The organism is Sphingopyxis sp. Geo25 (assembly GCF_949769135.1).
Lineage (GTDB): Bacteria > Pseudomonadota > Alphaproteobacteria > Sphingomonadales > Sphingomonadaceae > Sphingopyxis.
On record NZ_CATKOZ010000006.1, the window covers coordinates 135,363 to 148,471 of the forward strand.

The following is a 13,109-nucleotide window of genomic DNA, read 5'->3' on the forward strand; positions in this document are numbered from 1 at the left end:
GCCCTCTGCCGCCCCTAAACGGCTGCAAAGAAACCCATTGCGTCAGCTTCCGCTATTGCTCGAAAGGGTGAATATACCGTTAGTCTTGCGCTAAGTTCGAGCCGCGTTTGCCGCAGTCTGTGCCGTATCGGCACAGAAACGGCCCTATACGAGCATTTCGCGCGCCGGTCCCTGTCCGAGAAAGCCCGCCGGACTTGCCGACGCACCATAGGCGCCGGCAAGGAAAAGTACAATCAGATCACCGACTTGCGCGCGCGGAAGCGCGACCTGATCGCCCAGACGGTCGAGCGGGGTGCAGAGGCAACCGACGACCGAGACGGTCTCCTCGGGATCGGCGCCGAAGCGATTCGCTACCCCTATCGGATAGTTACGGCGGATGACGGTGCCGAAATTACCGCTCGCGGCGAGCTGGTGGTGGAGGCCGCCGTCGGTGACGAGGAAGGTCTCGCCATGGCTGGCCTTGCGGTCGATCACGCGCGTCAGATAGACGCCCGCCTCCGCAACCAGCCAGCGCCCGAGTTCCATCGCGAACCGGCTGTCCGCGAGCGCCGCGTCGCGCGTCGCGAGCGTATCGCCGAGCGCGGCGCCCACCGCCGCGACGTCGACCGCGACGTCGCCGGGGAAATAGGGAACGCCCATCCCGCCGCCGAGATTGACGAGCGGCGGAGCGACACCGATCGCGTCCGCCAGCCGTCCGGCAAGCGCCACCGTCTGCGCCTGCGTCTCGGCGATGGCACCGGCATCAAGTGCTTGCGATCCCGCAAAAATATGAAATCCCTGCCAGTCGGCGCCGGCGTCGATGAGGCGGCGGACGAGCGCGGGAACCGCATCGGCATCGACCCCGAAGGGCTTGGCGCCGCCCCCCATCTTCATCCCCGATCCCTTGAGGTCGAAGTCGGGATTGACGCGCACCGCGAGTCGCGGCGCAACGCCCAGCCGCGCGGCGATCGACAGCGCCCGTTCGGCTTCGCCCGCGGATTCGAGGTTGAGCGTCGCGCCCGCCTCGATCGCAGCTTCGAGTTCGCGGTCGCGCTTTCCCGGCCCCGCGAAGCTGATGTGTTCGGCCGCCATTCCGCTCGCGAGCGCGGCCTTGAGTTCGCCCCCCGACGCAACGTCGAAACCATCGACCAGCCGCCCCATGAAGGCGAGCAGCGGCGCATAGGGATTCGCCTTCATCGCATAGTGAAGCTGGACCGATGGCGGCATCGCGGCGCGCCATTCGGCGACGCGTGCGGCGAGCATCGTGCTGTCATAGACGAAGAGCGGGGTGTCGCCCGCGACGTCGGCGAGCGCCTCGGCGCGGTCGCCGCCGATCAGCAGCATCCCCCCGGCGTCGGCCGCAAAGCCGGGCGGGATCGGACCGTGGGGCTTCATGCCGCCACCGCCTTCGCCCAGTCGGCGGCGATCGCGACGCGGTCGAGCTTGCCGTTGGGGTTTCGCGGCAACGCATCGCGCCACTCGATCGTCTGCGGCTGCATGAAATTGGGGAGGTTCTGGCGGAGGTAAGCCGAGAGCGCGGCCGCGTTCTCGCGCCCGTCCTTGCCGCGCACGATCAGGACAATCGCGGCGCCGAGCCGCGGATCGGGAACGCCGAACGCGACGGCTTCGAAAATCAGGCCCGATGCCACCGCGACATCCTCGACCTCGGTCGGGCTGACGCGATTGCCCGCGGTCTTGATCATCGCATCGTCGCGCCCGATGAAAGTGAGCAACCCATCGCTGTCGCGCCGTACCGTATCGCCGGACCATACCGCCGTTCCGCCGTATCGCGACGCGGCAGGCGCCGGCCGGAAGCGTTCGGCAGTCCGCGCCTCGTCCTGCCAATAGCCCTTCGCCACCAGCGGTCCGGCGTGGACAAGCTCGCCCGGCTCGTCATCCGCCGCGACGCTGCCGTCGGGACGGCAGACCAGAATTTCAGCGTGCGGAATCGCCCGGCCCATCGAGGTCGGATGCGCCGCGACGAGCGCGGGGTCGAGGAAGGTCGAACGAAAGGCTTCGGTCAGCCCGTACATCGGATAGATGTCGGCCTTCGGAAAGGTCGCGCGCATCGCGTCGATCAGCGAGGGCGTCAGCGCGCCGCCGCTGTTGGTCAGGCGTCGGAGCAGCGCTGCGATCTCGGCAGGCCAGTCGCTCTCGACGAGTTGCACCCAGAGCGGCGGCACCCCCGCCAGCGTCGTCACGCCATGGCGCGCCACCGCCTTCACGACATCGCGCGGGGTCAGATAGTCGAGCGGCGCCACCGAAGCCCCCGCATACCAGCTCGAAAACAGCTGGTTCTGACCATAGTCGAAACTCAGCGGCAGCACCGCCAGCACGCGGTCGCCGGGCACGATCTTCAGATAGGTCGCGACGCTCTCGGCCCCCAGCCACAGATTCGCATGGCTCAGCATCACGCCCTTCGGCAGTCCGGTCGATCCGCTGGTGTAGAGGATCGCGGCCAGATCGTCGGGTTCGGCGATCGACGGCGGCAGGCCCTCCCCGCCCGAATCGATGACGTCCTCGGCAAGCTTCAGATCCTGAACCGCGCAATCATCGGGCAGTCCGTCGCCGAGCATGTCGGCGCGCGATCGGTTGGTGACGAGCAGTTTCGCGCCGCTGTCAGCCAGGATATGCGCGACCTGCGCGCCCTTGAGCAGCGGATTGACCGGCACATGGATCAGCTCGGCGCGTGCGGCCGCCAGCGGCAACAGGCAGGTCGCGCGCGACTTCGCGCCCCAGCTCGCGACGCGCTCGCCCGGACCGCCGGCCTCGGCCAGCAGCCACGAGGCGAGCCGTCCGACCGCCGCGTCGAGGTCGCCGAAGCTCAGCACGCGGTCGCCGGTCAGCAGCGCAGGCGCATCCGCCGCGCCGCGAAGCGCGAGATGGTCGACCGGATACGACTGTGGGTTTTCGGCTTTGGTCATCGGCTGTTAGGAGAGAGTTGATAGAGGGCCGCAGCATGCAAGGGAACGGTGAAGATCGCGCTAATGATAAGACGCTGCCCGCCACAGCGCGCGCGGCGGATGGCGCATCGCCGTTCGACCGTGCCGAATGGTTCGCGCTGATCGAGGCGCATGGCTTTGCCGCTGGCGGCCGGCACGATGCAAAGGCGACCGTCGGCGACGTCACCGCATGGCTTCCTCTGCGCGCCGAGAAATCCGGTCATTTCGCGGGCCTGACCAACTGGTACAGCTTCGCCATCCGGCCGCTTTACGAGGGTGACGGCGATCGGGGCGTAGCCCTGACCGCGCTTCTGCGCGATATCCGCAACCGGGCCGCGCGCCTTTCGCTCTACCCCGTTCGCGACGGTGATCGCTCCGCCATCCAGTCGGCGCTGCGCGCCGCCGGATGGTGGGTGGACGCCCGCCCCGCGGGTGACCGCCACTGGCTCGACCTCTCCGATATGGACCATGATGGCTGGTGGGCGAGCCGCCCGGGCGCGCTGCGCAGCACCGTTCAGCGCAAGGCGAAGAAGGGCATCGTCGATATCGCGTTGCTGACCTGCTTCGATCCGGAAAGCTGGGCCGCCTATGAAGAGATTTACGCCGCGAGCTGGAAACCGGAGGAGGGAAATGCCGCGCTGCTGCGCGCCTTTGCCGAAGCCGAAAGCGCGCGCGGCACGTTCCGGATGGGATTGGCGCGTATCGACGGCGCGCCGGTCGCCGCCCAGTTCTGGACGGTCGAGGACGGCACCGCCTTCATCCACAAGCTCGCGCATATCGAGGACAGCCAGAAGGCCTCGCCCGGCACCCTGCTCTCGGCCGCGCTGTTCCGCCATGCGATCGAGGTCGACGGCGTGAAGCGCGTCGATTTCGGTACCGGAAACGACGCGTACAAGCGCGACTGGATGAACCGGCACGAGCCCCTGTGGCGGATCGAGGCTTTCAATCCGGCGCGCATCGCGGCATGGGGGCCGGCATCGAAAGCCTTTGTGCGTTCCATGCTGGGGAAAGATACGTGACCGAACCGACCTTCGAACCGTCCGGCGTCGACGCCACGCTTCGCGCGCTGCTCGCCGATGTGCTCGGCCTCGGCGAAGAGCGGGCGGCGGCGCTGACCGACGCCAGCGGCCTGTTCGGCGAGCTCCCCGAATTCGATTCGATGGCGGTCGCGACCGTGCTGACCGAGATGGAGGACCGCCTCGGCATCAACATCGACGACGACGAGATCGATGGCGAGATTTTCGAAACCTACGGCAATCTCCTCGCTTTTTCGCTGCGCAAAGTGAACGGTTGAGGCCGGCGCGGGGCGGCATGGCAGAGCATCTGTTCCGCATCGCTCCGTCCGGCGCGAGCCGTGCCACCATCCTGTTCGTGCCGCCGCTGTTCGACGAGGCGAACCGCCTGCGCCGGACGCTGGTGCTCACGATGCGCGCGCTGGCAGCGGAGGGATTCGCGGCGGTGCTGCCCGATCTCCCCGGCCAGAATGAAAGCCTGGTCGCCCTGGAAGACGTCGATCTCGAACGCTGGCAGGACGCGCTGGCCGCGGTCGCCGCTGCGATCGAAGGCCCGGTGGTGATCGCGTCGCTTCGTGGCGGCGCGCTGATCGATCACCGCTCAAAGGCGGCCGCGTGGTGGCGCCTCGCGCCCGTCGGCGGCGCCTCGCTGCTCCGCACGATGCTGCGCGCGCGCGTGACCGCGGATCGCGAGGCGGGGATCGAATCGTCGCTGGAAAGCTTGCAGGCGGCGGCAAGGGACGCGCCGCTGCTGCTCGCGGGCAATGCGCTGTCGCCCGCGATGGTCGCCCAGCTCGGCGCCGCCGAAGCGCAGCCGGTCGCGCCGCTGCGCGCGATCGGCCTTGGCGCGGACGGCATCGCGGGAACGCCATTGTGGCTGCGCGCCGAGCCCGGCGAAGATGCGGCGATGGCGGCTGCGATCGCCGCCGACATCGCCGCGTGGAGCAAGACATGCGGCATCATCTGAGTTTCGCCTGCGAAGGGGCAGCGCTCGCCGCGACCATCGACAAGGCGCCGGGCACGACCGGCCTGCTGATCGTGTCGGGGGGCAACGAGGTACGGAGCGGCGCGCATCGCGGCATGGCGATGCTCGCGCAGCGCGTCGCCGCCGCGGGGCATCCGGTGTTCCGCTTCGATCGCCGCGGGATCGGCGATAGCGAAGGGAACAACGGCGGCTATGCAAGCAGCGCGCCCGACATCGCCGCCGCGATCGTGGCGTTTCGCGAGGCCGCACCCCATGTGACGCGCATCGTCGCGTTCGGCAATTGCGATGCGGCGAGCGCGCTCTTGCTGCACCAGCCGCTGGCGCTGGACGCCCTGATCCTTGCCAATCCGTGGACCTATGAAGACGGCGAGGAGGACGCCGGCGAACCCGCGCTGCCGCCCGCTTCGGCGATACGCGCGCGCTATCTGGCGCGGCTGAAAGATCCGAAAAGCCTGCTGCGCCTGCTGAAGGGCGAGATCGACATCGGGAAATTGTTTCGCGGCCTCTCCGCCCTGAAACAGGCGCCGCAGCCGCCCGCACCCGACAGCCTCGCCGACCGGCTCGCCAGCAACATCGCCGAGCTGCCCTGCCCCGCAACGATCCTGCTCGCTACCGGCGACCGCACCGCGCAGGCCTTTATGGACGCGCTGGCGCCGTCGCTCGCCTCTATCGAGGCGAACCCTTCGACCGTCGGGATCGAAAAGCTCGCCAGCCCGTCACACAGCTTTGCCGGCAAGGATGCCGACTGGCTGTTGGCTCGGATATTGAAAGCGCTGGCCTGACGGCAGCGTCGGTTTGGGTGCGGACCAAACGCCCTCTCTCCTTCGGGGGAGAGAGCTATTCCGTCAATGTCCACAACCGGTCGTTACCCGCCGCGCGGCCTATGCCTCCACCATCGCGTGATATTCGGCCTCGGCCAAAAACCGTTCGGCGTCGAGCGCCGCCATGCAGCCCATGCCCGCGGCGGTCACCGCCTGACGATAGACTTTGTCGGTGACGTCGCCCGCGGCGAAGACCCCGGGGATCGAGGTCAGCGACGTGCCGGGCGTCACCTGCAGATAGCCGTCGTCGTCGAGCGGCAGCTTGCCCTTGAACAGCTCGGTCGAGGGGCTGTGGCCGATCGCGACGAAGCCGCCGTCGGTCGGCTCGTGGCTCGCCGCGCCGGTGACGGTGTCGATCAGGTCGACGCCGACCAGACCCGACACCCCCTCGCCCGAAACAAAGCGCTCGACGCGCTTGTTCCACAGCACCTTGATCTTCGGGTTCGCGAACAGGCGATCCTGCAGGATCTTCTCGGCGCGCAGATGGTCGCGGCGGTGGATCAGGGTCACGTCGTCGCTGTGGTTGGTGAGATAAAGGGCCTCCTCGACCGCGGTGTTGCCGCCGCCGATGACGACGACCTTCTTGCCGCGATAGAAGAAGCCGTCGCACGTCGCGCACGCCGAGACGCCCTTGCCGCCCAGTTCCTGCTCGCCGGGGGCGCCCAGCCATTTTGCCTGCGCGCCGGTCGCGATCACGAGCGTTTCCGCGAGATAGATATCGCCGCCGTCGCCGGTCAGCCTGAACGGGCGCTGCGACAGGTCGACGTCGACGATCGTGTCCCAGATCATGGCTGTCCCGACATGCGTCGCCTGCGCGGTCATCTGCTCCATCAGCCATGGGCCCTGGATCACTTCGGCAAAGCCCGGATAATTTTCGACGTCGGTCGTGATGGTGAGCTGACCGCCGGGCTGCAGCCCCTGCACGACGATCGGCTTCATCCCCGCGCGCGCCGCGTAAATGGCGGCCGACAGGCCGGCGGGGCCGGAACCGAGAATGAGCATTTTGGTGTGGTGCGTGGCGGGCATGATCGTCTTTCGGGTCCGGAGGCGAATCCTGTGCGGGATCGCACAGATGGGTGTTGCCAACCGCGCTAGCAAGGGTCAGTTTCCGCGCCAAGGGGAGTCGAACAAATGGCGAGCTGGTGGGAACGTCATGGGGTGCCGCGGCTGATCAAATGCGCCTGCTCGCAGGCGCAGATCATGAAGGCGCGGAGCAAGGTCGTGCCGCACGCGCAGGGCGACGTGCTCGAGCTTGGCTGCGGCGGCGGGATCAACATGGAATTTTACGAGCCCGCGCGGGTGACGAGCTTCACCGGGCTCGATCCCTCGCCCGAGCTGCTCGCGATGAGCCGCGCGGCGGCGGCGGCGTGCGGGATGGACGCCGACATTCAGGGCGGGATCGGCGAGGCGATGCCGTTCGAGAGCGGGCGCTTCGACACGGTGGTGACGACCTTCACCCTCTGCTCGGTCGCCGATCAGGCGGCGGTGCTCGGCGAAATCCGCCGCGTGCTGAAACCTGGCGGAACAGCGCTGTTCCTGGAGCATGGCGGCGCCCCCGACGCCGGCGTCGCCAAATGGCAGCGGCGGATCGAGCCGGTGTGGAAACGCATCGGCGGCAATTGCCACCTGACCCGCCCGATATCGCAGGCGTATGAAAAGGCAGGTTTTTCGGTGGACCGACAGGGCGCGGCCTATATGCCCAAGACGCCCCGCCCCTTTGGCTGGGTCGAATATGGCGCCGCGCGCGTCGCATCGTGACGGGAGGATAGCGCGATGATCCGTTTGTGGCTCTTCATTCTTTCCGCCGCCTTTCTTATCGCGCCGACCGGCGCCGAGGCGCGCAAGGTCGCGCTGGTCATCGGCAACGGCGATTATGCGAACACCAGCCGCCTCGCGAACCCGCCGAACGACATCAAGCTGGTCGCGGCGTCGGCGAAGCAGGCGGGGTTCGACGATGTGACCGTCGCGGCCAATCTTTCGGTCAACGATTTCCAGAAAGTCATGCGCGACTTTCGCACCAAGGCCGAAGGGGCCGAGATCGCGATGGTCTATTATGCCGGACACGGGATCGAGGCGCAGGGAAAGAACTGGCTGATCCCGACCGACGCGCAGCTCAAGTCCGACCTCGACCTGCCCTATGAGGCGATCAACCTCGACCGGATGATGGAAGCGGTGTCGGGCGCGCGGATCCGCATCGTCATCCTCGATTCGTGCCGCAACAACCCCTTCGGGCGCACATGGAAATCGGGGACGCGCGCGGTGCAGACGGGGCTCGCCGGCGTCGAGGCCGACGATGTGCTCGTGATCTTTGCCGCCGCGCCGGGCCAGCTCGCCGCCGACGGCACCGCCGGCAACTCGCCCTTCGCGACTTCGCTCGCGAAGCGCCTGCCGCAGCCCGACCTGCCGGTGCAATTGCTTGGCGGCGCGATCCGCGACGATGTGCTGGCCGCAACCGGCGGCCGGCAGCGGCCGTTCGTCAGCGCCAGCATTACCGGCACGCCCTTCTATCTGGTCCCGCGCGCGGGTCAGGCTTCCACAGGAAATCGCGCCGCGCTCGAAGAGCTGATGTGGAAGGGCGCGGTCGCCGAGAACAGCGCCAGCGCGTTCAAGGCCTATCTCGCCGAATTTCCGGCGGGCAAATATTCGGCGCAGGCCGGCGAGAGCGTCGCGCGCCTCGCGAAAAATCCCAGGGCCGCGCCGGTCGCCGCCAAATCCCTGGTGACGGCGGCGCTTCCGGCGACAAAGAAATACACGCTCTCGAACATCCGCGTCGAGGCGGTGAAGCTGACCGGGCGGCTCGGGCTCGGCCTGCCCGACCAGCTGTTCCTGCGCTTCAACACCGGCGAGCGTTTCCCCGAGGGGTCGCGCGAGATTTTCTCGATCAAGAAGGGCGAGAGCTGGGTCGTCGACCGGAATTTCACCTTCGAACAGCCGGTGAGCTTCCAGCTCCGCGAATTCGACGATATCGGCGGCAGCGACAATATCGGCACCGTCGACCTGGGTTCGACGCCCGGCACCTTCACCCGGACGCTGGACGGCGACGCCAGCGACTATAAGGTGACCTATACGCTGACGGTCGGCTGACGGCCGGTTGCGGACATTCAACATTTCGTCGCCCCGGACTTGATCCGGGGTCCATGACTTGAGCGCTGCTGTGGATCCCGGATCAAGTCCGGGATGACGAAGGTCTGGAGTCCAGCCAAAGCGGCCAGAATATAGAGTCCGCGCTATTCCTTCTCGCCGACCTCGACCAGCCCGTGCCCGACGCTGACGCGCTCGTCGAAGACGAAGCAACTGCCGTGCCAGCGGCTGTCGGCTTCGGGCACCTGCTCGAGATAGGCGAGGATGCCGCCTTTCAGATGCGCGACGTCCTCGACGCCTTCGCTGCGCAGGAAAGCGGTCGATTTCTCGCAGCGGATGCCGCCGGTGCAGAACATCGCGATGCGCTTGCCGGCGAAACGCTCGGCGTTAGCGCGCCACCAGCCGGGGAAATCGCCGAAGCTCTTCGTCCCCGGATCGATCGCGCCGTCGAAGCTGCCATAGCCGACCTCGAACGCATTGCGCGTGTCGATCACCACCGTGCCCGGATCGTCGACAACCGCATTCCAGTCAGCCGGGTCGATATAGGTTCCGGCGTCGCGCGCCGGGTCGACCCCCGACACCTTCATGGTCACGATTTCCTTCTTCAGCCGCACCTTCAGCCGCTGGAAGGGCATCGCCGCGGCGGCCGAATATTTGACGTCGAGTTCGGCGCAACCGGGCAGCGCGCGGATATGCGCGATCACCGCCGCGATGCCGGCTTCGCTGCCCGCGATCGTGCCATTGACGCCCTCGCGCGCGAGCAGCAGCGTGCCCTTTACCCCCTGCACGGCGCAAAGGTCGAGCAGCGGCTGGCGCAGCGCGGCGGGATCGTCGAACGGCGCGAAACGATAGAGGGCGGCGACGGTGAAGGTCATAGGGCGCTCCCCTTACCCGCTCGCATCGAGCGAAGTCGAGATGCCTATCGTTGGCGCATGGCCTCACGGTGTCTCGACGTCGCTCGACACGAACGGATATCGTGAGGTCGCCTACCGAAAGGGATCGCTCCGCGCGGTCGCATAATGCGCCATCGCCATTGTGGTCCATTGCGCGTTGACGCGGATGCAGGTCGGGAAGACGCTGGCGTCGGTCACCAGCACATTGGTCGTGCCGTGGACGCGGCATTCGGGGTCGACGACGCCATATTGCGGGTCTTCGTTGATCGCGTTGCCGCCGTGCGGGTGGCTGCTCGACAGCGTCGCGTCGTCAGCTTCCTTTATGGCCTCTTCGAAGAAATCGTCGATATCCATGTCGGGTGTCACCACCTGGCCTTTGGTAAGCGCCGGATAGCATTCGAGCGCCCCCGCGGCGAAATGTACCTTGGTCAGCGTCGCCATCGCGCGGCGCAGCAGCGGCAGGTCTTCGTCGACGTCGAGCTTGAACTTGAGCTTGCCGTCCGTCACCTGCCCCCGCCGGTCGGCGGGGAAGAGGATGCCCGCCGAATGGACGCGGCCGAAATTCTTCATCCGGGCCGCATGATCGCCGAACCAGCCGGGCATCAGCGACGCCATCGCCATCGGCGGCTGGAAATGACTTTCGAGCAGGAAGTCGCCGCAGTCGACATAGCTCGTCATCTGGTCCTCGTCCCACGCATTGCCGCCGACGCCCGGCGGCATCAGCGCGACGACGGGCGACGCGATGTTGAGCGACACCTGATATCCGGTGCCGCTGATGTCGCTGCGATCGAGGAATTTCGACGACGCGATCGTCCCCGCCGCGACGACCACCCCGACGCGCGCGCGGACGAACCGTTCGGACCCGCCCGGCAGCACCAGCTTCACCGCCTCGGCCTCGCGGCGTCCGTCGATGCTCGTCTGCCAGACGATGCGCTCGGCCTTCGTCCCCGGCAGGATGCGCGCGCCATGGTCGCGGCACGCATCGGGCAGATAGGTCTGCGCCATCCCCATCCGCCGTCCATAGGGACATCCCGCGTTGCAATAACCGCAATAGGCGCAGGCATTGGGCGTATTCGGCGGCCCGAAATTCTTCGCGAACCAGTCGGCGACCGCGCGCTTTTCCCTGGGGTCCGACGAGGTCGCGGCATAGGCGTGCCAGCCGTTCGTCAGGTGCGGCCCGTTGTGCCGTCCGCTGCGCGGCTCGGCCGTGTCGATGCCGAGGCGCCCCCTGATCGCGTCGTAGCTCGCATGAAACGCCGCCTTGTCGACCGGCGCGCCGATGCTGGCCCATTTGTCGAGGACATCGACCGCGTCGGGATGCGTGCGCCCGGGTTCATTGACGCGCAGGCAGATACCGTTGTTGACCGTCGACGACCCACCGACGCAGCGCCCCTGAAACACCACGAAATCGCGATCGGTCGAGGTCTGGAGCGCGCCATGCTTGAACAGGTTCGCGACCATGTCGAGTTCGTGGTGATCGATCCGCGGCGAGGGGTAGAAGGGCCCCGCTTCGACAATCAGCACCTTATAGCCCCGCGCCGCGACATTGTAGGCGGCGACCGACCCGCCCGCGCCCGAACCGACGACGATCACGTCATATTCATCGCCGAGCGTCGCCGCATCCAATATAAAGGCATCGTCGATCTCGCGGCCTTCGACGCGCTTGATTTCCAGCTCGCCGGGTCCGCGAACGCGATGCTTCGGCAGGGTGAAGCCGATCTGCTTGTGGACGGGGTTATTCAGGTTGGCATCCTGATCGCCCGGCATCCAGTGACCATAATAGCAGGCGTAAACGATACCGCGCAGCCGCGCCATGTCCTGGAAAAGGTCGATCTGGCTGTTCTGCAGGCGGTTCCGGATCCGCTCGACGCGCGTTGCGACGCCGACCTCGGCGAACATCGGCCCCAGCACGATCTCGGTCCCGGTGAGCGAGAGGCGGATCTCGTCGAGCTTGGTCCCGCCGACCTTGCCGAACAGGCTGCTGATGTTGGCGACGACCTGATCGGGCGTGATTTTCATCTCGGCGCCATGGAACAGCGCCTCGGTCAGCGCCTTCAGGAATTTGAGTTGCCCGAAATTGAACGGTGCGGCCACAAGCCCTTCCCCCCCCCTGCTGAGCAGGCGTCTGTGTCCGGGCTCCGCGCCCGAAAGGCAAGCCTATATCGCGCTCAGGCGGCGGCCGTCGCAACCGTTTCGGACAGGAACGGCCGCACCGCCGCCATCGCCTGTTCGACATAGAGACGCTTTTGGCCGACCGGCGCGACATAGTGAAGCGCCTCCTCGACCGCCTCGACGCCAGCCAGCCGCGCGATCATCCACGCCGCGAGATATTGCGAGGCAAGGCAGCCGCCCGCGGTCGCGACATTGCCGTGCGCGACGAACGGTGCGTCGATCACCTCGACCCCGGCCTCGATCACCCAGGGCTTGGTGGTCAGGTCGGTGCAGGCGGGCAGATCGCCGATCAGGCCGAGCTTCGCCAGCAACAGCGTTCCCGAACATTGCGCCCCGACCAGCTGGCGCGCGGGGTCGAGGCGGATGGCGTCCAGAAATTCGGGGTCGGCGGCATAGTCGCGGGTACGAGTTCCGCTGCCGATGATCACCGCGTCGGCCTCGGCGGCGAACGCGATCGGCTTCTGCCGCGCCACGGTCACGCCGTTCATCGACGTCACCTCGGCACTCGGCGCGGTGACATGCGCCGCCCAGCCGCGCGGGCGCAGGCGATTGAGGATGGCGGCCGCGACGAAGGAGTCGAGTTCGTTGAAGCCGTCGAAGGTCAGGACCGCGATCTGCATATCATTCTCCGCCGCCAAGATAGGCGAGGACCCGGCCTTTTCCAGCGCCAGCCGCTACACGGTTCCGGAAAATATGTCGGCGCGCCATGCGGCGAGCGCGGCGGCGTCGCGCGGCGACGCGAGATAGCGGCCCCAGGCCAGCGCCTCGTGCGCAACGATTCCGAACTCCCAGACGCAAAAGGTCGGCCGCACCGTCCCCGCCGCGTCGGGATAGGCAGGATCGAACGGCGCAAAGGCGGACATGTCGCCATGGCGATACCACACCGCCTCCCACAACTCGTTCGACCCGCGCCAGACCGAGACGAGCAGGAAATAGAAATCGGCGCCGCAGCGATGGAGCAGCACGAAGCCGCAATCGCCGGGTTCGACCGCCGCATCTGCCTTACCGCCGAACCAGTCGTCGCACAGGCGCGCGACGCCGTCGGGAACGGGCGCATCGGGTGCGGTCAGATGGTAGAGTTTGAGAGCCGCGCCGCCGGCTTCGCGCAGACCCGCAAACCTGCCGACCTTGGCATAGTGGCGATAGGCATCATCGACGGCAGCGGACATGGCGGACTCCCTTTTGTTCCACCTATGTTCTACATGCCGCCGATCGGGCGGGCA

13 protein-coding genes are annotated in these 13,109 nt (G+C 67.3%); 6 read left to right on the plus strand and 7 right to left on the minus strand.

All coding sequences use genetic code 11. The annotated features are described in order from the left end of the window. Window positions 1-144: 144 nt before the first annotated feature. Window positions 145-1,374: a pyridoxal-dependent decarboxylase, exosortase A system-associated gene (locus tag QOL68_RS15495; RefSeq protein WP_282949941.1), complete on the minus strand. Its 1,230-nt coding sequence runs from the start codon at window positions 1,372-1,374 to the stop codon at window positions 145-147. After that, the gene (locus tag QOL68_RS15500; protein ID WP_282949940.1) at window positions 1,371-2,903 is read right to left on the minus strand and encodes an acyl-CoA ligase (AMP-forming), exosortase A system-associated; all 1,533 of its coding nucleotides are present in this window, start codon (window positions 2,901-2,903) and stop codon (window positions 1,371-1,373) included. The genes QOL68_RS15495 and QOL68_RS15500 overlap by 4 nt, the downstream gene beginning before the upstream one ends. A gap of 35 nt (window positions 2,904-2,938) precedes the next feature. On the opposite strand from QOL68_RS15500, the gene QOL68_RS15505 reads away from it, so the two are divergent. Genes QOL68_RS15505 through QOL68_RS15520 form a run of 4 tightly spaced genes read left to right on the plus strand, consistent with a single transcriptional unit; the run spans window position 2,939 to window position 5,701 of the window. After that, window positions 2,939-3,940: a GNAT family N-acetyltransferase gene (locus QOL68_RS15505; protein ID WP_282949939.1), complete on the plus strand. Its 1,002-nt coding sequence runs from the start codon at window positions 2,939-2,941 to the stop codon at window positions 3,938-3,940. Then, window positions 3,937-4,215 carry an acyl carrier protein gene (locus QOL68_RS15510; RefSeq protein WP_282949938.1) on the plus strand — a complete coding sequence of 93 codons (279 nt, stop codon included), beginning with the start codon at window positions 3,937-3,939 and terminating at the stop codon, window positions 4,213-4,215. The genes QOL68_RS15505 and QOL68_RS15510 overlap by 4 nt, the downstream gene beginning before the upstream one ends. A gap of 17 nt (window positions 4,216-4,232) precedes the next feature. After that, window positions 4,233-4,901: an alpha/beta hydrolase family protein gene (locus QOL68_RS15515; RefSeq protein WP_282949937.1), complete on the plus strand. Its 669-nt coding sequence runs from the start codon at window positions 4,233-4,235 to the stop codon at window positions 4,899-4,901. After that, window positions 4,886-5,701, plus strand: coding sequence for a hydrolase 1, exosortase A system-associated (locus QOL68_RS15520; protein WP_282949936.1), 816 nt, complete (start codon window positions 4,886-4,888; stop codon window positions 5,699-5,701). The genes QOL68_RS15515 and QOL68_RS15520 overlap by 16 nt, the downstream gene beginning before the upstream one ends. A 99-nt stretch (window positions 5,702-5,800) precedes the next feature. Here QOL68_RS15520 and trxB read toward each other — a convergent pair whose 3' ends face one another. Continuing rightward, window positions 5,801-6,766 carry a thioredoxin-disulfide reductase gene (gene trxB / locus QOL68_RS15525; RefSeq protein WP_282949935.1) on the minus strand — a complete coding sequence of 322 codons (966 nt, stop codon included), beginning with the start codon at window positions 6,764-6,766 and terminating at the stop codon, window positions 5,801-5,803. Window positions 6,767-6,871: 105 nt separating this feature from the next. Here trxB and QOL68_RS15530 point away from each other — a divergent pair, with 105 nt between their 5' ends. Both QOL68_RS15530 and QOL68_RS15535 read left to right on the plus strand, forming a co-directional pair. Continuing rightward, window positions 6,872-7,498, plus strand: coding sequence for a class I SAM-dependent methyltransferase (locus QOL68_RS15530; protein WP_282949934.1), 627 nt, complete (start codon window positions 6,872-6,874; stop codon window positions 7,496-7,498). A gap of 15 nt (window positions 7,499-7,513) precedes the next feature. Then, window positions 7,514-8,824 (plus strand): caspase family protein, encoded by a 1,311-nt coding sequence (locus QOL68_RS15535; RefSeq protein ID WP_282949933.1) that lies wholly within the window; start codon window positions 7,514-7,516, stop codon window positions 8,822-8,824. Window positions 8,825-8,967: 143 nt separating this feature from the next. Here QOL68_RS15535 and trhO read toward each other — a convergent pair whose 3' ends face one another. From trhO to QOL68_RS15555, 4 genes are all read right to left on the minus strand, one after another. After that, window positions 8,968-9,696: an oxygen-dependent tRNA uridine(34) hydroxylase TrhO gene (gene trhO, locus QOL68_RS15540; RefSeq protein WP_082657794.1), complete on the minus strand. Its 729-nt coding sequence runs from the start codon at window positions 9,694-9,696 to the stop codon at window positions 8,968-8,970. A gap of 111 nt (window positions 9,697-9,807) precedes the next feature. Then, window positions 9,808-11,808, minus strand: a complete 2,001-nt coding sequence (locus tag QOL68_RS15545) for a GMC family oxidoreductase N-terminal domain-containing protein (protein ID WP_058800174.1) — start codon at window positions 11,806-11,808, stop codon at window positions 9,808-9,810. Window positions 11,809-11,882: 74 nt separating this feature from the next. Beyond that, window positions 11,883-12,506, minus strand: a complete 624-nt coding sequence (locus QOL68_RS15550) for a DJ-1/PfpI family protein (protein WP_282949932.1) — start codon at window positions 12,504-12,506, stop codon at window positions 11,883-11,885. A 54-nt stretch (window positions 12,507-12,560) separates the two neighbouring features. Then, window positions 12,561-13,055: a hypothetical protein gene (locus QOL68_RS15555; protein WP_058457595.1), complete on the minus strand. Its 495-nt coding sequence runs from the start codon at window positions 13,053-13,055 to the stop codon at window positions 12,561-12,563. Between the last annotated feature and the right edge of the window lie 54 nt (window positions 13,056-13,109).